This is a genomic window from Planococcus maritimus (assembly GCF_001687625.2).
In the GTDB taxonomy this organism is placed as follows: Bacteria; Bacillota; Bacilli; order Bacillales_A; family Planococcaceae; genus Planococcus; species Planococcus maritimus.
Genome location: NZ_CP016538.2, coordinates 1,363,195 through 1,387,822 on the forward strand (window position 1 = coordinate 1,363,195; position 24,628 = coordinate 1,387,822).

General features: G+C 45.9%; 19 protein-coding genes and 1 other annotated feature. Of the genes, 14 read left to right on the forward strand and 5 right to left on the reverse strand.

The window, feature by feature from the left end; genetic code table 11:
* Positions 1-154: 154 nt before the first annotated feature.
* The 10 genes from lon to BBI11_RS06915 all read left to right on the forward strand — a co-directional run bounded on the left by lon (position 155) and on the right by BBI11_RS06915 (position 14,431).
* Positions 155-2,482 carry an endopeptidase La gene (lon, locus tag BBI11_RS06870; protein WP_068461784.1) on the forward strand — a complete coding sequence of 776 codons (2,328 nt, stop codon included), beginning with the start codon at positions 155-157 and terminating at the stop codon, positions 2,480-2,482.
* The gene (gene yihA / locus BBI11_RS06875; protein ID WP_068461786.1) at positions 2,479-3,060 is read left to right on the forward strand and encodes a ribosome biogenesis GTP-binding protein YihA/YsxC; all 582 of its coding nucleotides are present in this window, start codon (positions 2,479-2,481) and stop codon (positions 3,058-3,060) included. The genes lon and yihA overlap by 4 nt, the downstream gene beginning before the upstream one ends.
* A gap of 875 nt (positions 3,061-3,935) precedes the next feature.
* Positions 3,936-5,318: a glutamyl-tRNA reductase gene (hemA, locus tag BBI11_RS06880; protein ID WP_068461788.1), complete on the forward strand. Its 1,383-nt coding sequence runs from the start codon at positions 3,936-3,938 to the stop codon at positions 5,316-5,318.
* Positions 5,319-5,479: 161 nt separating this feature from the next.
* Positions 5,480-6,310, forward strand: coding sequence for a cytochrome c biogenesis protein CcsA (ccsA, locus tag BBI11_RS06885; protein WP_068461789.1), 831 nt, complete (start codon positions 5,480-5,482; stop codon positions 6,308-6,310).
* 18 nt (positions 6,311-6,328) lie between these two features.
* Positions 6,329-7,258, forward strand: a complete 930-nt coding sequence (hemC, locus tag BBI11_RS06890) for a hydroxymethylbilane synthase (RefSeq protein WP_068461791.1) — start codon at positions 6,329-6,331, stop codon at positions 7,256-7,258.
* Entirely contained in the window at positions 7,251-7,937 is a 687-nt protein-coding gene (locus BBI11_RS06895) for a uroporphyrinogen-III synthase (RefSeq protein WP_068461793.1), read from the forward strand. Before hemC ends, BBI11_RS06895 begins: the two co-directional genes overlap by 8 nt.
* Complete coding sequence (gene hemB, locus BBI11_RS06900) at positions 7,934-8,914, forward strand: porphobilinogen synthase (protein WP_068461795.1); 981 nt, start codon at positions 7,934-7,936, stop codon at positions 8,912-8,914. The genes BBI11_RS06895 and hemB overlap by 4 nt, the downstream gene beginning before the upstream one ends.
* A 1-nt stretch (position 8,915) precedes the next feature.
* Entirely contained in the window at positions 8,916-10,202 is a 1,287-nt protein-coding gene (hemL, locus tag BBI11_RS06905) for a glutamate-1-semialdehyde 2,1-aminomutase (RefSeq protein WP_068461797.1), read from the forward strand.
* 226 nt (positions 10,203-10,428) lie between these two features.
* Positions 10,429-11,478: an AbrB family transcriptional regulator gene (locus BBI11_RS06910; protein ID WP_068465644.1), complete on the forward strand. Its 1,050-nt coding sequence runs from the start codon at positions 10,429-10,431 to the stop codon at positions 11,476-11,478.
* A 21-nt stretch (positions 11,479-11,499) separates the two neighbouring features.
* Positions 11,500-11,717 (forward strand) — a binding site (T-box leader).
* Positions 11,718-11,797: 80 nt separating this feature from the next.
* Positions 11,798-14,431 (forward strand): valine--tRNA ligase, encoded by a 2,634-nt coding sequence (locus BBI11_RS06915; RefSeq protein ID WP_068461800.1) that lies wholly within the window; start codon positions 11,798-11,800, stop codon positions 14,429-14,431.
* Positions 14,432-14,891: 460 nt separating this feature from the next.
* Here BBI11_RS06915 and BBI11_RS06920 read toward each other — a convergent pair whose 3' ends face one another.
* Together BBI11_RS06920 and BBI11_RS06925 are read right to left on the reverse strand one after the other, a co-directional pair.
* Positions 14,892-15,686 carry an ATP-grasp domain-containing protein gene (locus BBI11_RS06920; RefSeq protein ID WP_068461801.1) on the reverse strand — a complete coding sequence of 265 codons (795 nt, stop codon included), beginning with the start codon at positions 15,684-15,686 and terminating at the stop codon, positions 14,892-14,894.
* On the reverse strand, positions 15,683-16,546 hold the full coding sequence (locus tag BBI11_RS06925) for an ATP-grasp domain-containing protein (protein ID WP_068461803.1): 864 nt from the start codon (positions 16,544-16,546) through the stop codon (positions 15,683-15,685). The genes BBI11_RS06920 and BBI11_RS06925 overlap by 4 nt, the downstream gene beginning before the upstream one ends.
* A gap of 74 nt (positions 16,547-16,620) precedes the next feature.
* On the opposite strand from BBI11_RS06925, the gene BBI11_RS06930 reads away from it, so the two are divergent.
* Positions 16,621-17,802, forward strand: coding sequence for a bifunctional folylpolyglutamate synthase/dihydrofolate synthase (locus BBI11_RS06930; protein WP_068461806.1), 1,182 nt, complete (start codon positions 16,621-16,623; stop codon positions 17,800-17,802).
* A gap of 51 nt (positions 17,803-17,853) precedes the next feature.
* On the forward strand, positions 17,854-19,557 hold the full coding sequence (locus tag BBI11_RS06935) for a sensor domain-containing diguanylate cyclase (RefSeq protein WP_068461809.1): 1,704 nt from the start codon (positions 17,854-17,856) through the stop codon (positions 19,555-19,557).
* A gap of 48 nt (positions 19,558-19,605) precedes the next feature.
* Here the strand turns inward: BBI11_RS06935 and BBI11_RS06940 are convergent, their stop codons facing one another.
* The 3 genes from BBI11_RS06940 to BBI11_RS06950 are packed head-to-tail and all read right to left on the reverse strand — an operon-like array spanning position 19,606 to position 22,402.
* Entirely contained in the window at positions 19,606-21,456 is a 1,851-nt protein-coding gene (locus BBI11_RS06940) for a hypothetical protein (RefSeq protein WP_068461811.1), read from the reverse strand.
* Positions 21,457-21,459: 3 nt separating this feature from the next.
* Positions 21,460-22,011: a PulJ/GspJ family protein gene (locus tag BBI11_RS06945; protein WP_068461814.1), complete on the reverse strand. Its 552-nt coding sequence runs from the start codon at positions 22,009-22,011 to the stop codon at positions 21,460-21,462.
* Complete coding sequence (locus BBI11_RS06950; protein WP_068461816.1) at positions 21,995-22,402, reverse strand: type IV pilus modification PilV family protein; 408 nt, start codon at positions 22,400-22,402, stop codon at positions 21,995-21,997. The genes BBI11_RS06945 and BBI11_RS06950 overlap by 17 nt, the downstream gene beginning before the upstream one ends.
* A gap of 426 nt (positions 22,403-22,828) precedes the next feature.
* Between BBI11_RS06950 and BBI11_RS06955 the strand changes: the two genes are divergently transcribed.
* Entirely contained in the window at positions 22,829-23,188 is a 360-nt protein-coding gene (locus BBI11_RS06955; RefSeq protein ID WP_068461817.1) for a hypothetical protein, read from the forward strand.
* A 1-nt stretch (position 23,189) separates the two neighbouring features.
* Entirely contained in the window at positions 23,190-24,623 is a 1,434-nt protein-coding gene (locus BBI11_RS06960; RefSeq protein WP_068461820.1) for a VanW family protein, read from the forward strand.
* The last annotated feature ends 5 nt before the right edge of the window (positions 24,624-24,628 follow it).

The following is a 24,628-nucleotide window of genomic DNA, read 5'->3' on the forward strand; positions in this document are numbered from 1 at the left end:
GATGCACAAGAATAGGATGATACGGGCTGACTCTGAATCGTGCACATCCGCGCGTATGGGGGTCAGCCCTTTTTTTACGAAAAATGCAATAGTTTTCCTGTATATGAGGCAAACTGATAGAGAGAAAGAGAATTGACGGAGGTGCACTTAAATTATGGCGAAGAAAAAAGTGACTAAACAAGTTCCGCTCTTGCCGCTCCGCGGGTTGCTCGTCTTCCCGACGATGGTCCTGCATATTGATGTCGGCCGGGAGCGTTCAGTAGCTGCGCTTGAGCAAGCGATGATGGATGACCAAATCGTCTTTTTGGCCACTCAAAAAGACATGGCAGTGGAACAGCCAGACAAAGATGATTTGCACAAAATCGGTACTTTGGCATATGTGAAGCAAATGCTAAAATTGCCAAATGGTACAATTCGTGTGCTAGTGGAAGGTCTAGAACGCGGGCAATGGGGCCAATATGAGGACGGCGAAAAATTCACGCAAGTGGAAGTGACTTCGTTCCCTGATGAACCTGAACGCGATGCCGAACAGGATGCCTTGATGCGGATCTTGCTCGAGCAATTTGAAATCTTTGGCAAGGGCTCGAAGAAAGTGACGACTGAAACTTTCAATACAGTAGCAGATATCGAAGAGCCGGGCCGTTTAGCAGATATGATTGCCTCGCATCTTTCCTTAAAATTGCCGGCCAAGCAGGAAGTACTCGAAACTTTCGATGTCACGAAACGCCTTGAGCTATTGATTAGCCGTTTGCATAACGAGCAAGAAGTGGCAGATATTGAGAAACGCATCAACGACCGTGTAAAAAAAGCGATGGAACAAACCCAAAAAGAGTTTTATTTGCGCGAACAAATGAAAGCGATCCAAACAGAACTGGGCGATAAAGACGGCAAAGGCGCAGAAGTCGCCGACTTGAAAAAACGCATTGAAGAAGCGGGTATGCCTGAATCAACCGAGAAAACAGCGTTCAAGGAATTGGACCGTTACGAGAAATTGCCTTCAGCTGCAGCGGAAAGTGGCATCATCCGTAATTATATTGAATGGCTTGTAACGATTCCATGGTCTGAAACGACAGAAGATCGTTTGGACATTAATTACGCTGAAGATGTGCTGAACCGCGATCACGACGGTCTTGAAACAGTAAAAGAACGCGTGCTTGAGTATTTAGCTGTCCAGCAAATGACCAAATCGCTGCGCGGGCCGATTCTTTGTCTTGTAGGTCCTCCAGGCGTCGGGAAAACTTCACTTGCCCGTTCGATTGCTGATTCACTCGACCGTAATTTTGTCCGTATCTCACTCGGTGGTGTGCGCGATGAATCCGAAATCCGGGGCCATCGCCGCACATACGTGGGGGCAATGCCAGGACGCATCATTCAAGGGATGAAAAAAGCCGGCACCGTTAACCCGGTCTTCTTGTTAGATGAAATTGACAAAATGTCTAACGATTTTCGCGGTGACCCGTCGTCTGCAATGCTCGAAGTATTGGATCCGGAACAGAACAATTCCTTCAGCGACCATTACATCGAAGAAAGCTATGATTTGTCGAATGTGTTGTTCATAGCGACAGCGAATGACCTTGGATCGATTCCAGGTCCATTGCGTGACCGCATGGAAGTCATTTCGATTGCCGGCTATACGGAACTGGAGAAGAAATTGATCGCCAACAATCATTTGGCGCCTAAACAATTGAAAGAACACGGCTTAACGCCGGAGCAATTAGACTTCCAAGAAGACGCGTTCGTCTCGATGATCCGCTATTACACACGTGAAGCCGGCGTGCGCGGATTGGAGCGTCAAATTGCTTCTGTATGCCGAAAAGTGACCAAACAGATCGTCTCGAAAGAAAAAGAGCAGGTGACGGTCGGCGCGGAAGAAGTCGAGAGTTATCTCGGCAAGAAAAAATTCCGTTACGGCGTGGCTGAAACGCAAAATCAAATTGGCGTGGCAACGGGTCTCGCATACACCGCTGTCGGTGGAGACACTCTGCAAATCGAAGTGTCATTGTCTGCAGGTAAAGGCAAGCTGCAATTGACAGGCAAACTGGGCGATGTCATGAAAGAGTCCGCGCAAACGGCGTTGTCATTCGTCCGTGCTCAAGCGGAGTCGCTCGGTATCGATCCGAATTTCCAAGAAGCGCATGATATCCATATTCACGTGCCGGAAGGAGCCGTTCCAAAAGACGGCCCATCTGCCGGTGTGACAATTGCGACAGCGCTCGTTTCGGCGCTGACGAAGCGGCCAGTGCGCCGTGATGTCGGCATGACAGGTGAAATTACGCTCCGCGGACGCGTCTTGCCGATTGGCGGCCTGAAAGAGAAAACATTGAGCGCTCATCGTGCAGGATTGAAGACAATCATCGTTCCTGCAGAAAATGAACGCGACCTCGACGATATTCCGGAGACCATCCGCGAAGAATTGGAATTCCATCTCGTCAGCCAAGCGGAACAAGCGCTCGAAATTGCGCTGGAAGGAGCTAAACAATGAAGGTTCATAACGTAGAACTGGTGATCAGCGCGGTTCGTCCAGCGCAGTACCCGGAAACTGAACTTCCCGAGTTTGCACTCGCAGGACGTTCAAATGTCGGGAAATCATCTTTTATCAATAAGTTGATCGGGCGTAAAAGCATGGCGCGTATTTCGTCCAAGCCGGGCAAAACACAAACCTTGAACTTTTACAAAATCGAAGAGGACTTATTTTTTGTCGACGTTCCAGGATACGGCTATGCGAAAGTATCGAAAAGTGAACGCGAGGCCTGGGGCAAGATGATTGAGACGTATATCACAAGCCGTGAGCAATTGCGCGCAGTAATTCAAATCGTCGACTTGCGCCATCCACCGAGCAAAGATGATCAGATGATGTACGATTTCATGAAGCATTACGACATCCCGTGTATCATTATCGCGACAAAAGCGGACAAGATCCCGAAAGGCAAATGGGACAAGCATAAGAAAATCGTCCGTGAAGGACTGGATATGGAGAAAGGCGATCCATTAATCGTCTTTTCTTCCGAAACTGGGCTCGGCCAAGAAGCCGCCTGGGAGGAAATCGAAAAACGCATGTAAGCTAGCAAGCTATTTGTATGGCTGGCTTTAAATAAAACAAGACCCGGAAAATCATTGATTTTCCGGGTCTTGTTTTTTGTATAATGATTAGCTGATATATGTGAACGAGATGAATGGCTCGTTGGTTATTTCTTCATAAAGTAGTCGCCTCCCGCTTGGGGCATGCCTCCCGCAATAAGACAAGAAGAACACTTGTCTCATTGCTCCGGCTAGCCAATGAATGGGCGAAAGGAAGTTAAGCCCATTTATTTGCGACGCATCTGCTCGCAGATGTGGGAGCACGGGTTTGTGCGCGGTTCGGCTTGTTGATTTCATTAGATTTTATTTGCGAGGTAGTGTCACTGTTTGTTGGTTTCATCCACTGATGAGGCAGCTTAGCTGGGCTTGATAGCGAGATGAATCGGCTGTGATTATTTCGTCTAGTAGCCGCCGCCTCCCGCTTAGGGCATGCCTCCCGCAATAAGCCGAGAAGAACATTCGTCCTGTCGCATCGGCTGCATGACCCGTATCCTGCGGGCCTAAAGCTTCCCCTTGAAGCGAAATCTCCACCACATACATTTCCTATTAAAATTCGATAACTCACATACCTTTTTCCTAATTCAACACTAGGAAATTCACCATTCATTGGGCGACAGTTCACAGTTAATTCCGACTACAAGCGTTATACTTGTGACTCGATAATCGCTTTGCTAGAATTGTAATTGGATTAAGTTTAGAATGATTATAATCTAGAGTTTCCATTGCGGAAACGCATAGAGCATATAGTGAAAATCGATTAGGTTCATGCCTTGTTCACAAAATCGCAGGCATAATCGAATGAAAAAGTGGTATACTTAGGGAAATGAAATATTGAACGCGAAAGGTGTTTTAAACCCATGCATACACTCGTAGTCGGGGTCAATTACCGTTCAGCGCCTGTATCCATTCGTGAGAAGCTGTCGTTCATCGAAAGCGAGCTTCCGCAAGCGATGCAAGCCCTGCAACAACAAAAAAGCATATTGGAGAATGTCATCGTATCGACATGCAACCGGACGGAGATTTATGCCGTTGTGGACCAATTGCATACCGGTCGTTTTTACGTGAAGCAATTTTTGGCTTCCTATTTCGATATTCCGATGGAGCAGTTCTCCCAGTATTTGTTCCTTCATGAACAGGACGAAGCGATTGATCATTTGTTCCGTGTCACTGCCGGCATCGATTCGATGGTCCTTGGCGAGACGCAAATTCTCGGTCAAGTGAAATCCAGTTTCCTCGCAGGACAGGAAATCGGCACAACTGGAACTGTCTTCAATCAATTGTTCAAGCAAGCGGTGACGCTAGCGAAGCGTGCGCATAACGAAACAGCAATTGGCGAGAATGCCGTATCAGTTTCTTATGCAGCGGTCGAGCTTGGCAAGAAAATCTTCGGTTCATTGAAGAACAAACATGTTGTCATTCTAGGTGCAGGCAAAATGGGCGAACTCGCCATCAAGAACCTGCAAGGCAGCGGGGCAGACCGCATTACAGTCATCAACCGCACCTTTGAGAAAGCAGAAGTGCTCGCCGACAAATTCGGCGGAACGGCAAAACCATTAAACCAATTGCAATGCGCATTACTGGAAGCGGATATCCTCATTTCCTCTACCGGTTCGACAGATTTCGTGATTGATTTGGAATTGATGCAGTTTGTCGAGAAGCTTAGAAAAGGCAAACCTTTGTTCATGGTTGATATCGCAGTACCGCGTGATATGGATCCGCGCATCGGTGACCTGCAAAATGTTTTCCTCTATGACATCGATGATATGCAAGGCATCGTTGAAGCAAATCTTGCAGAACGCGAACGGGCGGCGAAGCAAATTGCCGTCATGATCACACAAGAAGCAGAGCAATTTAACGACTGGCTCGGCACACTTGGCGTTGTACCGGTTATTTCGGCATTGCGTGAAAAAGCGCTCGGGATCCAGGCAGAAACGATGGAAAGCATCGAGAACAAAATGCCGGATTTGACGGACCGCGAGAAAAAGATTCTCAATAAGCATACGAAATCCATCATCAACCAATTGTTGAAAGAGCCGATTTTGCAAGCTAAGGAAATGGGAACAGCGAAAAAATCACGCGAGCAGCTTGAGATGTTCATGCAGATTTTTGGCATCGAAGAAGAAGTCGAAGAACAGCGTGAAAAACAAGCACTTGCGACGCGTCAAAAAGCGGAGCGAGCACGCCTTGAAAAGCAACAGGAATCGCTCCAAGCACAGGAAAATCCAGGCTACACTGTCTAAACACATCTTCAACTGGCATGGGTTTTCATCTCCATCGCTGTAAATGACCCGCTCATGCCGCGAATGCGGGACAGGGCTATCTTATAATGAGGCGTTTTCGAATCTATATGTTAAAATATAGAGGCGAAACGCCTTTAATTATGGAAACGAAGGGGAATAGGATGGCTGATATAACAATGGCAAGGCTGCACGAAGCTATGGTTATACTATATGCTATCAGCCTTGTCTTTTATTTTGTCGATTATTTATATACTACGAAAAAAGCTATCCGCGTCGCCATGTCACTTCTTGGGGCCGTATGGTTATTGCAGACCGTGTTTCTAGTGCTGTATATCGTCGAGACGCAGCGCTTCCCGGTACTGACTTTGTTTGAAGGCATTTATTTTTATGCGTGGCTATTGGTTACGCTATCGCTCGTCTTGCGGATTTTTTACCGTTTCGACTTTGCGGTATTCTTGATCAATATTATCGGATTCATCTTTATGGTTATCCACACATTTGCGCCGGTGCAAATCGAACGGTCGCCGGTCGGGGAGGCATTGGTGTCGGAGTTATTGTTCATCCACATCACCTTCGCCATCTTGTCTTATGCTGCATTTTCATTGTCATTCGTCTTTTCCGCATTGCATTTACTATTGTATCGGCTATTGAAGCAAAAGAAATGGACCAAGCAGTGGAGCAGCTTGCCGTCACTCGGGCAGACCGAGCAAGGCATGACGATCTCTATTTTAATTGGGATTCCGATGCTGTTTGTGTCGCTAGTGCTTGGATTTCAATGGGCTATCGTATCGCTAGAAGAGTTTTCTTTGTTAGATGTCAAAATTGTGGGTTCGTTCGTTCTGCTGATTGTCTATAGCTTCATTTTATGGCGCCATCGCAGAGGGAATTTGAATGGCATGAATTATGCCTGGGCTCATCTATATGCGTTTTTGTTATTGCTGCTTAATTTCTTTTTCGGCAGCCGGTTATCGGAATTTCATTTTTGGTATTAATAGAAAGGTAGGATTCAGTTGAGAAAAATCATTGTAGGGTCAAGAAGAAGTAAACTTGCGTTGACGCAAACCAATCAATTTATCGACAAAATGAAAGCGGCAGGTGCGCCGTTCGAGTTCGAAATCAAAGAAATCGTCACAAAAGGCGACCGCATCCTGGATGTGCAATTATCAAAAGTCGGAGGCAAAGGGCTGTTTGTTAAAGAAATCGAAGAAGCGCTCTATGCCAAAGAAATTGATTTTGCCGTCCACAGCATGAAAGATATGCCAGCCGTTCTTCCTGAAGGGTTAACGATTGGCTGTATTCCCGACCGAGAAGACCCACGCGATGCGTTTATCTCGAATGACCACGTAAAATTGATGGATTTGCCAGTCGGTGCAGTTGTAGGCACAAGCAGCTTGCGACGCAGCTCACAGCTTCTGTTGTTGCGCCCGGACCTTGATGTCCAGTGGATCCGTGGCAATATCGATACACGCCTCTCGAAGCTCCATGCAGGCGATTTCGATGCCATTATCCTGGCAGCAGCCGGCCTGAAACGTATGGGCTGGGGCGATGATATCGTTACCGAATTCATGAAAACAGAAGATTGTCTGCCAGCAATCGGCCAAGGAGCACTCGCTATTGAATGCCGCGAAGGCGACGAAGAGCTTCTAGCAGAATTGGCGAAAATAACGGATAAAGAAACAGAGCTTGCCGTAACGGCAGAACGTAAATTCCTAAAAGACATGAATGGCAGCTGCCAAGTGCCGATTGCAGGATATGCGACAGTCTCTGGAGATGAAGTTTCTTTTACTGGATTGATTTCTTCTCCTGAAGCTGACCAAGTGTACAAAGAATCCGCAGCAGGCAAAGACCCGGTTGAAGCGGGACGCATTGTGGCTGAAAAAATCAGTGCTCAAGGCGGCTATGATTTGATTCAACGCGTCATTGCCGAGAGCAATGTATAAGAAAAAACCGGTCATCATTTTTACCGGCAGCCGCCTGCCGAAAGAAGCGGCGGAACTGGCCCAGCAGATAGGGGCGCAAGTAGAGTATTTTCCGCTGATCGAAACGGTGCTGCGAGATACTTCAGCACCTGATTTCGGCCGTTACGGCTGGCTCATTTTCACGAGCCGCAACAGCGCGGAGGCATTTTGCAAGCTGCGCCCTAAAACCTCAGCGAAAATTGCGGCTGTCGGCGACAAGACCGCTGAAATGCTTGAAGCGAACGGCTATTCAGTCGACTTCATCCCAACAACGTTCAGTGCCGATGTTTTTGTTCGGGAATTCCCGGACATCGCCGGCAAGGAACGCTGTTTGTTTGTCAGGGGCGCTCTTGCGAAAGACACGATCTTGTCGATGTCTCTTGAAATCGATGAATGGACCGTTTACGACACGGTCAAAAAACACAGCAATGCACAAGCGCTCGCTGAAATGTCCGATGTCACGATTATTTTCGCCAGCCCGTCGGCAGTTGCTGCTTATACGGAGGCCGGAGGAAATTTTAAGGGCATTCGGACTGCTGCGATCGGCCATATTACTGAAAGAGCCATAGTGGAAGCGGGAGGAGACGTTGATTTCCGCCCGGAAACCTATACGTATCTTGAAATCATCCAGTCAATAGCGAAAGGAAGTTGCAGTTTATGAAAGACTTGAAATTCGATCGCCATCGCCGTTTGCGCGGTTCTGCCAATCTTCGTGCCATGGTCCGTGAAACCTCAATTCAAAAAGAGGATTTCATTTACCCGATTTTTGTCGTAGAAGGCGAAGAATATAAAAAAGAAATTTCTTCTATGCCAGGCGTCTACCACTACTCGATTGATCGCCTTGGCGAAGAGTTGGACGAAGTGGTCGAGCTCGGCATTCCGTCCGTTATTCTTTTCGGTGTGCCGAAAGATAAAGACCCGGTTGGTTCACAAGCGTATCATGACCACGCGATCACACAAGAAGCGATCCGTTTTGCGAAACAGCGCCACCCGGAACTCGTCGTCATTGCTGATACGTGCTTGTGCCAATATACAGATCACGGCCATTGCGGTGTGATCGAAGACGGCGTTATCTTGAACGATGAGTCGCTTGATCTATTGGCTCGCACGGCTGTGTCTCAAGCGAAAGCTGGGGCAGATATCATTGCGCCGTCGAATATGATGGACGGCTTTGTAGCAGCGATTCGCTACGGCCTGGATGAAGCTGGATTCAGCCATATTCCAATCATGTCATATGGTGTGAAATACGCCTCTGCATACTACGGGCCATTCCGTGAGGCAGCCCATTCAACGCCTCAATTCGGCGACCGCAAAACTTACCAGATGGATCCGGCCAACCGCATGGAAGCACTTCGCGAGGCATCATCCGATGTCAATGAAGGCGCAGATTTCATGATCGTTAAACCGGCACTGTCTTATCTTGATATTATTCGTGAAGTCCGCGATAACTTCGATATTCCAATTGTCGCTTACAATGTTTCCGGCGAATACGCCATGGTCAAAGCAGCCGCGCAAAACGGCTGGGTTGATGAAGAGAAAATCGTTCTTGAAACTTTGCTCAGCATGAAACGTGCTGGGGCAGACATTCTCATGTCGTACCACGCAAAAGATGCGGTACGCTGGTTGGAGGGGAAATAAGATGGGATACGAAAATTCTAAACAAGCATTCACAGAAGCAAAACCATTAATGCCAGGCGGCGTCAATAGCCCGGTACGCGCATTTAAATCGGTCAATATGGAACCCATTTTCATGCAATCCGGAAACGGCGCAACCATTACCGATATCGATGGCAATACGTATATCGATTACGTTTTGTCGTGGGGGCCGCTGATTCTTGGCCATGCCCATCCTGAAGTGGTTCAAGCGATCCAGGAGCAGGCAACGCTCGGTACGTCTTTCGGCGCACCGACGATCCTCGAAAACGATATGGCGAAACTAGTGCAAGAGCGCGTGCCGTCGATCGAAATGGTCCGCATGGTCTCATCCGGTACTGAAGCAACGATGAGCGCACTTCGCGTAGCGCGTGGCTATACCGGACGCAACAAGATCCTGAAATTTGAAGGCTGCTACCACGGCCATGGCGATAGCCTATTGATCAAAGCAGGATCGGGTGTCGCGACACTCGGTTTGCCCGATTCACCAGGCGTTCCGGAATCAGTTGCGAAAAACACCATCACGGTGCCTTACAATGATTTGGAAAGCGTGCGTCTCGCATTCCGTGAATTCGGCGACGACTTAGCAGCAGTAATCGTCGAGCCGGTTGCCGGCAATATGGGTGTTGTGCCGCCAACTGAAGGATTCCTTCAAGAGTTGCGCAATTTGACGCATGAAAACGGCACCGTTTTAATCTTCGATGAAGTCATGACCGGCTTCCGCGTCGGTTACAATTGCGCTCAAGGGCATTATAACGTGACGCCTGATATGACTTGCCTTGGCAAAGTCATCGGCGGCGGATTGCCAGTCGGCGCATTCGGCGGCAAGCGCGAAATCATGGAACAAGTGGCACCAAGCGGTTCTATTTATCAGGCAGGTACGTTGTCGGGTAACCCGCTCGCCATGCGTGCAGGCTTTGAGACTTTATCCCATCTTGACGAATCAAGCTACGAAACATTCGTTAAACGTGGTGATGAGCTAGAAAAAGGGTTCCGTGAAGCTGCTGAAAAATACAATATCCCGCATACGGTTAACCGTGCTGGTTCGATGATCGGCTTTTTCTTCACGAACGAGGAAGTGACGAACTTTGAAACGGCTTCGAGTTCCGATCTGGAGTTGTTTGCGGAGTACTACCGTTTGATGACGGAAGAAGGCATTTACTTGCCGCCATCTCAGTTTGAGGGCATGTTCCTATCGACTGCCCATACACCTGAACATATCGAGCGCACAGTTCAAGCATTCCATAACGTGTTTGCGAAGTTGGCCCGATAAGTGAAATATTCCGTCCTCACAGGCCAGTTAAAATGGCTTATGAGGGCGGTTTTTTGTGAATAAATTTAACCTGTGTTTTGAAGATTATTAATTTATAAAGCTCATGGTTTAGCAGTAGTGCTTTACATCGACTAGGCTTTATTATTTTCGAGAAGGTCTATTTCTTTGTGATAGTCTGGTAATATAAAACTAATGTGAATTTTGTTTAGTGAAAGTTGGTAACGCTGTGAAATCATTTCTACTCACTTTGGCCATTGCGCTTACAGCTGGCTTTTTGTTTAGCTTGACCGGCTTGTTTCTGCCCTGGCTGTTAGGGCCGATGGCAGCTTTTCTTATCTTACGGCAACTGACCGATATGAACTTCCGCTGGCCAAAAGTATTCCGGACACTGGGATTATTGCTGCTCGGTGTCCAGATCGGGGCAGCATTCACGCAAGAGGCGGTGCTGCTGATGGGGGCAGATCTGCCGTATATGTTCGTGATGACCATTGCGGTTGTCGCATTTTCCTTACTGCTTGGCCTGTTGTTTCAACGCATGACGCGCGTAACCATGTCGACAGCCTTGCTCGGTTCAATGCCGGGGGGCTTGTCGCAAATGGTGCTGATCGCTGAAGAAGTGAAATCGGCCAATGTCACTGTTGTTTCGGTCATGCAGACCTTTCGCATCTTGCTCATCGTGTTTACCGTGCCGCTTGCCGCAGGATTCTTGTCGGGACGCGTGCCTGGTGATATGACGGAAGCGAGCTTTCGGTTCTCGCCTTATGCGTTTGGCATCGCCCTGGTCGTTGGTTATGTGTTGTACTGGATCATGAAACGCATTTCCTTTCCAGCTCGTGAGTTAATGGCGCCCGTTTTGGCGATGGCACTCGTCCAAACTTTAACCGGCAGTGATTTAGTCGACTTGCCGAGCCTTGTCGTCATCGTCGCGCAAGTACTCATCGGGACGCATCTTGGCTTGTCGATGGAAAAGCTTGGCGATTCCATGGACGGCCGGATTGCGGGTGCCGTTTTCCTAAATACTGTGTTGCTCATCGCGTTTTCGGCAGGTCTCGCTTATGGCTTAGAGCTGCTTTTGCCGGAGTATCTATTTCTCGATTTCTTTTTGAGTGCAGCGCCCGGTGGCATGGCGGAGATGACCATCACAGCACTCGAAGCTGGGGCGGATGTGCCGCTTGTGACAAGCTTTCATTTGTTCCGTTTGTTCTTTATTCTCCTCGTCGCCGCGCCACTCGTTTCTTACTACGTGAAAAAGCTTGACGCTAAATCAGGCTATTGAGTACAATAAGCTTAATAGGATATAGATGCGTAGATGAGGATAGTAAAATGCCGGGAACATTTCAGAGAGAGAGCCGAGTGGTGAGAGGCTTTCATGGACCGCATTTGAATGTCACCTCGGAGCAGTTGCCGTGAAATGAGTAGCGGGAACCGGATGCGAATCCGTTATCGAACTTGAGAGCCAGGCGAATTCTGCCTGTGTATAAAGGTGGTACCGCGAAAAACTCCTTCGTCCTTTACGAGACGACAGGAGTTTTTTTGTATTCATTTTTAAGTTCGACAGAATATGTGCCGTGTGTTGGCCAAGAGGAGGAATTTGGATGAGCAAGCAATTATCAACGAAATACGAACCGCAGGCAATCGAACAAGGGCGTTACGACTGGTGGGTGGACAATAAGTTCTTCGAAGCAAAACCCGAAAGCGGCAAGACGCCGTACACGATCGTCATTCCGCCGCCAAACGTAACCGGCAAATTGCATTTAGGCCATGCATGGGATACCACTTTACAAGACATCATGACACGCATGAAGCGTATGCAAGGCTATGATGCATTGTGGCTACCGGGGATGGACCATGCTGGCATCGCGACACAGGCAAAAGTAGAAGGGAAATTGAAAGAAGAAGGGCGTTCACGCCACGACATGGGCCGTGAAGCGTTTCTTGAAGAGTCATGGAAATGGAAAGAAGAATACGCAGGCCATATCCGCCAGCAATGGTCGAAGCTTGGCCTAGGACTTGATTATTCACGTGAGCGTTTCACTTTAGACGATGGCTTGTCTAAAGCGGTGCGCGAAGTATTCGTCAAATTGTACGAAAAGAAATTGATCTACCGCGGCAAATACATCATCAACTGGGACCCGGCGACACAAACGGCAATCTCCGATATCGAAGTAATTTACAAAGACGTCCAAGGCGCGTTTTACCATATGCGCTATCCGCTTGCAGACGGGTCGGGACATATTGAAATCGCAACGACGCGTCCAGAGACGATGCTCGGCGATACAGCGGTAGCGGTTCATCCAAGAGATGAGCGCTATCAGCATTTAATTGGCAAAAAAGTCATCTTGCCGATTGTCGGCCGTGAAATTGACATTGTTGCCGATGAGTATGTAGACCGTGAGTTCGGAAGCGGCGCTGTCAAGATTACCCCTGCACATGACCCGAACGACTTTGAAATTGGCAATCGCCATAACCTGGAACGCGTTCTGATCATGCACGAAGACGGTTCCATGAACGAAAATGCCGGCAAGTACGAAGGCATGGACCGCTTTGAATGCCGTAAAGCGATCATTAAAGACTTGCAGGACATGGATGTTTTGTTCAAAATCGAAGAACATTTGCACTCAGTCGGACATTCCGAGCGCAGCGGCGCCGTTGTCGAACCGTATCTATCGACGCAATGGTTCGTAGACATGCAGCCACTTGCGAAAGCGGCTGTTGATAGCCAGAAGAGCGAAGGCGGCGTCAACTTTGTGCCGGATCGTTTTGAGAAAACGTATTTGCACTGGATGGAAAATATCCGCGACTGGTGCATCTCCCGTCAATTATGGTGGGGCCATCAAATCCCGGCTTGGTACCATAATGAAACCGGCGAAATCTATGTCGGCCACGTTGCACCAGAAGATGCCGAAAACTGGACGCAAGATGAAGACGTTCTGGATACATGGTTCTCATCTGCACTATGGCCGTTCTCGACACTCGGCTGGCCGGAAGAAAACGATGAGTTGAGCCGTTATTACCCGACCGATGCTCTCGTGACGGGCTATGACATCATCAACTTCTGGGTATCGCGCATGATTTTCCAAGCGCTGGAGTTCACTGGCGAAAAGCCATTTAAAGACGTGCTCATCCACGGACTTGTTCGCGATGCAGAAGGTCGCAAAATGTCGAAATCACTCGGTAATGGCGTTGACCCGATGGATGTCATCGCAGAATACGGTGCCGATTCCTTGCGCTACTTCCTGGCGACTGCCTCGTCTCCAGGACAAGATCTGCGCTACTCGAACGATAAAGTCGAGTCGGTGTGGAACTTCGCCAACAAAATCTGGAACGCTTCGCGCTTTGCGATGATGAACATGGAAGGCATGGAACACCAAGACATCGATTTGTCTGGCGAGAAGTCCGTGGCTGACACATGGATTTTGACACGCCTAAACGAAACGATCGAGCAAGTGACAGGCCTTGCGGAACGTTACGAATTTGGGGAAGTCGGCCGCCTATTGTACAACTTCATCTGGGATGATTTCTGTGACTGGTATATCGAAATGGCGAAATTGCCATTGTACGGAGAAGACGAGCAAGCGAAAGCGATGACGCGTTCGGTGCTCGCATACGTGCTCGATAACACGATGCGCTTGCTGCATCCGTTCATGCCATTTATCACAGAAGAAATCTGGCAGAACTTGCCGACAGAAGGCGAATCCATCACGATTGCCGCTTGGCCGACAGTGAATGCTGAACTTAGCGACAACGATAAAGCTAACAGCATGAAACTGTTGATGGACGTGATCCGTTCGGTCCGCACGATCCGTGCCGAAGTACAGACGCCGATGAGCAAAAAAGTGCCAATGACGATCAGCGCGAAAGACGAAACGACGTTATCGGTGCTTGAAGAAAATGCGGCGTACATCGAACGTTTCTGCAACCCGGAGACTTTGACGATCGGCCACAACATCGAAGCACCAGAGAAATCGATGTCAGCGGTCGTATCCGGAGCGGAATTGTTCATGCCGCTTGAAGGTTTGATCGATATCGAAGAAGAACTGAAACGCCTGCAAAAAGAACTCGACAAATGGGCAAAAGAAGTGAAACTCGTTCAAGGCAAATTGTCGAACGAACGCTTCGTATCGAAAGCACCGGAAGCGGTAGTGGCAGAGGAGCGCAAGAAAGAAGCGGATTACCTCGAGAAACACGCAACGGTTGAAAAACGCATGGAAGAATTGAAGAATTTGTAATATAAAAAAGCGATTCCCCTCGATTGGGGAATCGCTTTTTCAGAGTGTTGAAGAAGTCCGCAGTTCACTCTCAATTATGAAAAAGAGAATCTTTTTCTATAGCCAACAGTCAATAACCTCTCTAAGTATTTGGAGAAGCGTTCGCTCGTAAACCCTTCTGCTCAATAATGCTACGCATTACTTTCGCAAAGATAAGGCCTCCCGTAGGTCGACCTTATCTTTCCTGTGGATCAGCGAGACGACCGAGACCCCGCAAGAAATGAATGAGTGAAGCTTAGCTGAACGCATTCATTTGCGACGCATCTGCCACGCAGATGTAGGAGCACAAGGGTTTCAAAGCGGCTGAGGAGGCTTGGGCGCGAGCCCACGGAAAGCGAGCGATAAGCTTCGGAAAATACGACTTTATCACTTTCTCGACAGCCTGAAAAAAGCGATTCCCCTTGATTGGGGAATCGCTTTTTTAGTTCCGGTCATATTCGCGGAACGGATAGTTTTGGTCGAGCTTCGTGAAATGACGTGCCAAGAGTTCGGCGATGTTATCGCCGTGTGTTTGATAAAAAGAGCGTGCGCCGACGGGGTCTTCGATTTCGTTAAACAAATGGCGACCGTCTTCTAATAGAAGAAAATCGATGCCGAGGTAATCGCTCTTCAAAGCTTCGGCAATTTTTTTGATGTCTTGCCGCTGCGAAGCCGATAGCTCAAAGCGTTCAACAGTAGCGCCAAGAGAATAATTTGCTTTGAATGAATCGGTGGCACTGCGTTTCACGGCGCCGACGATTTCCTTGCCAATCACATAGGCCCGGACATCGGCTATGTGCGGAACAACAGGCTGATAGAGGAGAGGGGTGTTAGTGTCCGGCTGATCTTGTGGCGATTCTACTAGCCACACTTCCTGACCGCCATGGCCGTCAGCGGTTTTAGCGATATAAGGGACCGCAAGCGGCGTTTTCTGTGTCGGGATCACCGGCACGCCGAGCAACTGCAGCAATTGATAGCTTTGCCATTTGTCGTTAGCGATGCGATTCACTTCTGCGCGGTTGATTAACCGGACACCGTGATCCTCTAAAAAACGCGCAGCGTTGGGCTTCCGAACGCGGAAAAAGACCGATTGACCGTGCATGCGCTTGAGCAATTCCTTGAGCCCGGACTCACTCCAGTCATCCCAAGTGAGCAGCTCAATCGGATAAAAGCGTTTTAAGTCGTCAATCCATGCCATATTGTGCTGTGCAGATGCAGTTTCATACAAAGCGATCATGACAAATCCTCGACAATATAGCGAATCATCGCATCGCCGACGTTAATGCCGGTGACATTAAGGATATTGCGAATATGTGCCGCAGCATTGACCTCGCAGACGAGCGTCTCGTCGTTCGGACCGTAGAGCAAATCAACGCCGGCAAATACTGCCCCGACGGCTTGAGCCGCATTTAGGGCGAGTTGCTGTTGCTCGGACGTCAACTCGACGGGGAACGCACGGCCGCCATTGGTGATGTTCGCACGGAAATCGGTATCAGACTGGCGCTTCATCGCTGCCACGATTTTCCCGCCGACAATATTGACGCGAATATCGCGCCCGCGGCTTTCTGAGATGAATTCCTGGAAGACGTAATCGATGCCAGACAGGCTTTCGACTTTCTCGTAAAACTGCTTTTCGGTTTCGATCAAATACACTTTCATGCCGAACGAGCCGTGCCCTTCCTTGATGATCATCGGCAAGCCAAGCTGATTTAAGACGCCTTCATAATAACCCGAACCTTGGATGGAGAAATTCGGATACACTTTCGGCGCGACGATTGTTTTTGGCATCGGGATTTGCCGTTCAGACAGCCGCAAGTATTGTGTGGCCTTATTGTCACACAAGTCGATGATGGCGGGATCGTTATAAACCGGCACGCCTCGGCTTTTGAGGAAATAGCCGAGCAGGATGTCTTTGTCGAGCAACACCGCAAAGTCCGGAAACTTCTGTTGTTCAGACAGCGACATTTGAATTTCGTAGTTTTTTTTGATGTCCACTTGGATTCCTTGGCGCTTGGCAGCTTCTGCCATCAATTGCGCTTGGTCTTGAAATTTATCGGAAACGAGACTTCCGTTATAGATCACCCAACAACTCAGCATTTCCATTCCACCTTCATGATATACTCATACGTAAAAAGTGTATCACGTTTACTTAAGGAAAGAGGTTTTTATTCATGATTACAGGGCTCGACCACTATAAAGAAAAATGGGGCATTCGGTCGGACGCTGCCATTCAACCTGGACTCGAAGCAATGGAATCGGCTTTAGCCGAACTAGGGCATCCTCATCACGGGTTGCCATTTATCCACATTGCCGGAACCAATGGCAAAGGCTCGACAGCGGCTTTCATCTCATCTATCCTCATGGCTCACGGCAAACGGGTCGGTAATTTCTTCTCGCCTGCAATTGAAGATGTTCATGACCAGATTCAAATCAACCGGCAGCCAGTTGGCGAGAAAGAATTTGATGTGGCGATGAAGCAGCTTGCGGCAGTGAAAACACCGCTGACGGATTTTGAATTGCTGACGGTGGCGGCAATTCTTATGTTGAAAGAACAATCTCCAGATTACATCATCATGGAGGCGGGGATGGGGGGCAGGTTTGACAGCACCAATATCATCGAGCCGCTTGTCAGTATCATCACAAGCATTTCCAAAGAACACACAGCCTTTCTCGGCGACACGATTGAAGAAATCGCTTGGCATAAAGCGGGCATCATCAAACAAGGCAAACCAGTCGTTATCGGTGAATTACCGGAATCAGCGCATGAGCAAGTAAAAAAAATTGCAGAAGACAAAAATGCTCTTGTCTTCACAGTGCAGCCGTACAAAGGCTCGTTAACATTGAAAGGAGCCCATCAGGAAGTCAATGCGTCACTGGCATGGACAGCTGTAAAGCAATTACTCGGGGAATCCTTTATAGAAGAAAAAGCGGTTTCCGGTTTGGCGCAAGCAGCCATTCCCTTCCGGTTTGAGGAAGTATATCCAGGTGTCATTTTTGACGGTGCGCATAACGAGGCGAGCATCAATGCGCTTGTTGAAACCATCAAGGAAAATTACCCAAATAAAAAAATTCATATTGTGATGGGCTTAATTCAAGGAAAGGACTATTTATCCATTTTAAAATCTCTGGAAAATATCGCCATCCGTTTCACGTTTATAGATTTTAAAGATGAGCGTGCCATGCCGGCAAAAATTTTATTTTCAGAAAATATAAGTAAAATAAAGACAATTCAAAATGAATATGATATATTACCTGTACACGAAGAAGTAGAAGTGACAATAGTCACAGGTTCTCTGTACCTACTGAGTCTCTTGAAACAACAAAATTATGAAATGTTCCGGCTGTATAACTAGCCATTGATCGGGAAACGGGTCAATCCGTGAGCATAGCGAGGGAGAAAAGCGATGGATCCAATAACCAAAAGAACGCGAATCCTATGGACAGCTTGGTTGTTCGTAGTGCCGCCAGGTCTTTACCTTATCTATCAATATTACCCGCCTCCTGCCATGGAACTGACCGACGTTTTAGCTTATTTAGCCTTTTTTGTGCTGGCTTGTTTATTCCCGATGAATATCAGTGGGGTGCCTACCTATCTCGTCCAGTGGCTGACGGTGGCGGTTTTCTTGAAATACGGAATCTTCACAGAAGTCATTCTGTCTCAAGTAGCGATGATTATCGTGATCTTGAGGCTACGCACTTCCGAGAATCTGTCGGCACGATTTCCCTTTAATTCCATCATGTTCTTTGCCGTCTCGGCGATTGCCGGATTACTGTTCCTGTTTGCCGGCGGTGAGATCGGTTCCTTGAGTCTGGCTCACGTCATTGTATTTGGCTTGCTATTCCAGACTGTCTCTTTTGTCTCCAATCAACTGATTCTCTACGGTTATATCCGGATTCTCGGCGAACATAAAAACTTTTTCTCGCTCGATACGATTTGGGATTTCACCATTGCCTTTTTAGTGTTTCCGTTTTCAATCGCCCTTTATATGTCAGAAGCCTATTTCGGGTTGGCGGCTTTGTTATTGCTAGGCATCCCGTTTTTTACAATGACCGCTGTCATTCACATGTACACTAATTCCGAGAAGGTTAATAACGATTTGAAGAAAGCGGGAGAAATCGGCCACCAATTGGCTGCTCGGCTGTCTTCAGATGAAGTGCTCGATCAATTCGTCATCCAAGTCGCAGAGCTTTTCAAAGTGGACTATGCCTATGTCATTGACTATCACAAAGGGCAATTGTTAATGTTGAGAACCTATGAAGACAAAGAATTTAAATCGCTCGATGCAAAACCCGTCAATTGCGATCAAGGGATAGCGGGCAAAGCGATTATTGAAAACGATTCCTTTATGTTCAGCAGAAAATCCCAGTGGAAAGACATTCAAAGCGATCATATCAACCCAGAGTCAGAGAGCCTCATGGCGATGCCGATTTCACGCAATAATAAAATTGAAGGGGTTCTGGTTCTCGCGGCTCGCAGAAAGCATGCGTTTCTTCATCACCAGCTTCAAATTCTCGATATCTTAAGCACCTATTTCGCTGTATCACTGGAAAAAGCGGTACTCGTCCAAAACGCAATCGCCAAGAGTGAACGCTGCGGGCTCACTAAGCTATACAATTACCGCTACTTGGACGAAGCAATTGGTAAATGCATGGACCAGGTCAATAAAGGTGAACTAAAAAGTTTATCCGTCATCATGATGGACATCGATTACTTCAAATCCATCAACGACAAATATGGCCATCAAAGCGGCAATGAAATCTTGATAGCCTTGGCAAATTTATTGACAGAGATGATCGGTGACGAAGGCACAGTCGCACGATATGGGGGAGAAGAGTTCGTCATCTTGCTTCCAAGCTATAGCAAAGAACTGGCTATGCTGCTCGCTGAGAACATTCGCAAAGAAATTAAAAGCCACGAATTTCTCGTGCAAAGTGACCTCGACGACAATCGCGGGACTGTTAGTATCCACATCACCATGAGCATCGGCGTTTCATCCGCACCAGATGATAGTGACGATGCCATGGCGATGATCCGCAACGCCGACCGTGCTCTGTATATCGGGGCGAAGCAGGCGGGGCGGAATAAAGTGGCGGCGTATTCGAAATAGAATAAAAAGAAAGCCCAAGTTCAGAGGTGAACTTGGGCTTTCTTAAAGTTACGGAGCATCATAGCTTCGTTCTAGTTCTACTGGAGGAGAGATATTATTAATCCATGGCTCAGTATCAATATCCAACTTTGAAAAATTTTTAATTATATCTTGATCGTATATAATGTTTAATCTGGAAAGTGCTTTTGACATCTTAAGTTGTTCGTTACTCGAGTAGTACTTTTTGCCATCTCCTCTTAGTGCATTGAGAGTGATTCTTCTAGCTGAAATGCCTCCCTCGATTCTAATATTCGATCCTACACCATATATCTCCATAGCTTGTTCGCTATAAAAATAACCTTTAATCCGACTAGGATTGGGCTTGTCTACAGAGTTATTTGAGAGATTAATATTTCCTTTAGCAAAAATGATTAAAGAACCTGTGCGATCATCATATGGAATACCATATATTTCAGATTCTGTGATAGTAACATCACCCTCGACGTAAAAAATCACGTCACTTTCAAGATGAGCGTTTTCAATTTTTAAATCTCCATTAACGTATACGATGCCTTTAATTTTAGATGGATACTCCTCAGTTGAATTTTTTATGTACATATTCTCTTCTATATACGCACCTTCTTTGAAAGTTGTATTTGTTGAATAAAGCACAAGACTCCCGCGGGTGCCAAATTTATTAAAGTTATTTTTTCCGGATCCGTAAAAGCTGCCGTCATAGTCTAGTTCAATCTCTTTATTTTTGTTGTTACACCTTCTAATACATTTTTCTTCAACTAAATACACGTCACCAGCGTTATCTAAATTACTGAAAGCTCTATCATCACCTACGTCATATATATTTGTCGCGGTTGGTTTAATATGTACTTTACTTAATTGACTTTTGAAATTAATAGGATCTACGTTTACTAATTTATTAGTATTTAAGGGGGCCTGTTTATCAAAGAAAAGATTTTCTTCAGTTATTAAATTCCCGTTATACTTACTCCCGACTTTAGTGTAGTACCAATTATCCTTGTCTAAGAATGTGGAGTTCAAATGTTTATCGTAATTAAATACACTGTTTTGGGTAGTGCCATTAAAAATAGCATTAAACTTGTACATGCTACCACCAAGAAATAGTTTTCCTTTTTTCCCCGAACTAACAGCTGAAATTTGAGGGAAAACACTAGCTTGCGAATAATCACTGTAGCCAACAATCCAATAATTTGAAGTTCTTCTAATACCGTAGTCGGATACAATTAAATTTCCATCAACTTTCAGATCGCCTTCGATTGAAGAACCCCCATTTAAAAACAAATTACCTTCACCTGGAACTATAGGAAAGCGATTAGGATCATCCAAGTCAACAAAGTCACTTTTCGCTTTGTAGGCGCCAACTGCATAATTCAATACTTCCGGATATTGCGTTGATCCGATATTATATGTTGTATAAAGAGTTTCTGATTTGTCATCTGAAGTACCGATGCTTTTGAAAGTAATGTTCTTTCTTAAATACTTTTGGGTAGAATTTACAACAAGTAGGCTATCTAGGTCGTCAACAGACTTTGATATACAGACTGTATAATCTGTTCCGGCTCCAGGGTTCGCTTCTCCAGTTAAAGGCATACCGCCAATGCACTTGTATTTATCTACTACATTATTCAGTTTGTTTACATAGTCAGCTGCTGAAATTCCGTTTGCAGAAATAGACTGATTTAACTCGGTGGTTATTTGGGAGGTAATTAACTCAATACCTTTATCAGCTAAATCGGAAGACTGTATGACCTTTTCCCGAGTTTCGTTTTTCTGAGTACCATTAATTGTCATCGCCATCAAACTGGCGCCGAGGATAGAAAATAAAAGTACAAGCATTAAGGTTAATAGCAAAGAATATCCTGTTTCACTGTTTAGTATCTTCATCGTTTAGTCTCCTCCACCATTAATTACCTGTACAGTATTTTCAAAATCCATTGTATGCTCTTGCTTCCCCTTTAAAGTCTTCAATGTGAATTTAACTTTGTATTCCGTGTTGTCTTTTTCTTCTGTAATTAAATTATAAAGTTCACCATTACAATCATTTTCTAGAAGAGTAACTGAATTATTGTGAAAATGAACCGGCTGGTCTTTTACAATCACTTCTCCGTCTTTAAATCCAGTGTTGTATTGTTCAATTACTTCTTCGGAATTAATAGGGTTACGTTTAGTTATTTTCATTAATGTGGTGGAGGAAGCGTCTAAACAAATAGATCCCATTTCTATTTCTTCACCTTTCAGAACAAACATATCCTTAATAAAACTAGACATGATTAAATCTGCTTCATCACGCAATTCTGCTTCTGCCTGTATCCTTTGATAATTGGAATAGCCCTGGGAAAGAACTGAGTATGAGAGTGAAGCGACAATGCTAACAATGACTAACGTAGCTAAGAGTTCGACTAGTGTAATGCCCTTTGAGTTATTAATCTTTGCTAACATCGGAAATGTACCCCTCCACGCTGCTTGACATATTAGAGTCAACGGCAGTTACTATTACTACTACATTAATTAAAGATAAACTGCATTCGTCTAAATCCTGATAAGTATTTACTTCAATTCTGTAATCTTTTTCGTTGATATTGTAAATGAAAGAGGGCATTTCTTTACTGTTACATTTATCTGCCGTAGGAAATTCAATATATTCATCAGCTTGTACTTTGACTCTCTCTAAATAAGCATCTGCCAAATTGATCACCACTAGTTTCTCGCTGTTGCTGACAGCGAGTTTATTTGTATTGGAGAAGATTGCCATAAAACTCATTAGGACAATGGAGATAATGACGAGGGATGCTAAAACCTCCACTAGTGTAAAACCATTTTCGTTTTCCATACTTCACCCCTCACAATCTCTTTCTGCAAAATAAATCTTTATAAGTGTTTGAAAATACCCGATATCTTACTGAATCCTCATTAGTAATCTGATTTCATGACATAAAACGACGAGAAAATGAAAATAAAAAGACCTTTCAAACTTTCAAATGGGGTCTTAATAAATAATAATACCTACTTTTATTTATAACATTTATCTTGTATGATAGCTATAGAAACGTGGGAGTGTAATACTAATAAGGTGGATTTTTTTTACAATTAAAGAATGATAAATTCTTATTAATAGATTGACTATGATAATCATTACTTTCATATCAAAATTAGTATTGAATTTCGGGTCGACAGATAAGACTCTCTTCACAAATGCCTATTTTTGAAGTAATAGCCTTGTGAGACAAGAGTGTAACCAAAAAGAGGGGGATTATATATGGTTCGTTTATTAATTTTGATCATGCTCGGAAGTGTTGCGCTGGCAATAGCTCATTTTTTCTTTAAGTCCATACCGATGAGTAAAAAAATAATAACGGTTGGAGGGGGACTGATCGCTGCTATGGCAGCGGTCGCGTTGCAAGGGAACTATCCGTTCTATATGCCATTGATTGCCATCGTTGGAGTGGCTCTACTGGTAACATTAGTTTATGTGAAGTTAGAGGAGAAACGGCAACTTGAAAAGCAACGGTATGTTAAAGAAAGAAAGGGAAGAGTTGCTGCAGCATCTTCGTCAAAAAATACAACAGAAAATAGTTTTAGCATGAGCCCAGTTGAAACGGGTAAGGGGGAGCAATAACTTGGATAATAAAGTATTTGGTTTGACGTTTGTGACAGTTCTGGCTTCTGCGATGGTTTTTTTCGGAATAGCCAATGCCGGTTCATATGCGGTTGATAATTTGTTGTTCTCCTCTGAAGAGTACGGTGACAATACATATATAGGCACTACAGATGTTTCAAATATGGAAGTGGCAAGTGCAGTTTCGACTGTCTCGAGCAGTTTCGATTCTTGGAAACAGAACGCTGCATTGTTCGTTCGTTTTCAAGATGCTACCGCAGAGTATCCTCTTAAACATGCGGAAGCTCTAGTGGAAGAAACAACATCACAAGCACAAAGCGGTCAGCAAAATAATGTTGTCATTAATTTGCCGGAAGCAAAAACGCGTTCGTTTTTGGAATCGAATTTCCCAGAAGTGGCTTTTTCTGAAACCGATACCCAAAGCATTACATCGATACTGGAGCAGGCACTGGCAGCTGGGCAGACAGAAACCCGGGTAGATATCAGTGACGATTCGTTGACGGTTGAAAAAGTTATCGTCTCTGAAACGAGCTTTCCACATGATTTAGAAAGCGACGGGGCGGACTTGGTCATCGAAGAGTTGGATGGCATGCAGATAGCGCCCGAATCGCAATTCTCATTATTGGCCGTCTTAGCTGAGCTGAATGCATGGGACATTACGGATGAGGAATTGACGGAAATTGCTTCTGTTGTTTATTCGACCGTATTGAAGACGAATTTATTGATTGATGAGCGCAGCATCGGTGCTACGCAGCCGGCGTCAATTCCACTTGGTTTTGAAGCAACTATCAGCCAAGATCTTGCAATCGATCTGGCGTTCACCAACCCGAACCATAATACCTTTACATTGAATGTCGATAAAGCTGGCGAAATGATTACTGCTTCACTCACTGCTTTGCCTTTTGTTTACGATTACTCGGTTCAAACGGGCGGCGAAACAGAAATCGAGCCGCGCTTGATCAAACAATATAGCGCGTTTGTATCTTCTGGTACATCGGTTAAAGAAGATGGTGCTGATGGCGCGCGCATCGAAGTCAGCCGTGCCGTCTTCGATGACAATGAGGAACTAGAGGTTGAACCGGTGTCAACCGACTTTTATCCGCCTATTCATCGGGTAGAAGTCTATCCGCTCGAAACTCCGGAAGCAGCATCGCCAGGGGATGCAACTGATCCAGCCGGTGAAGATGCAGGAAACCCTGATGCCGATCAAGGACAAGGCGATTTGATTGTTGAAGATCCGGAAAACCCAGGATTTGACCTGGATGGCTATCCGATCATATTTGATGAAAATGGTGACATTGTCCAAAACGGCCAAAATGATAGCGGTTCAGATGCAGGCAGTGACAGTGGCAATGCAAATAGCAATGAAGAAAACGGCGACGAACAATCAGATGAACCTGTTTACGATAAATCCGGCAAGTTGATCAACCCTTAAATGGT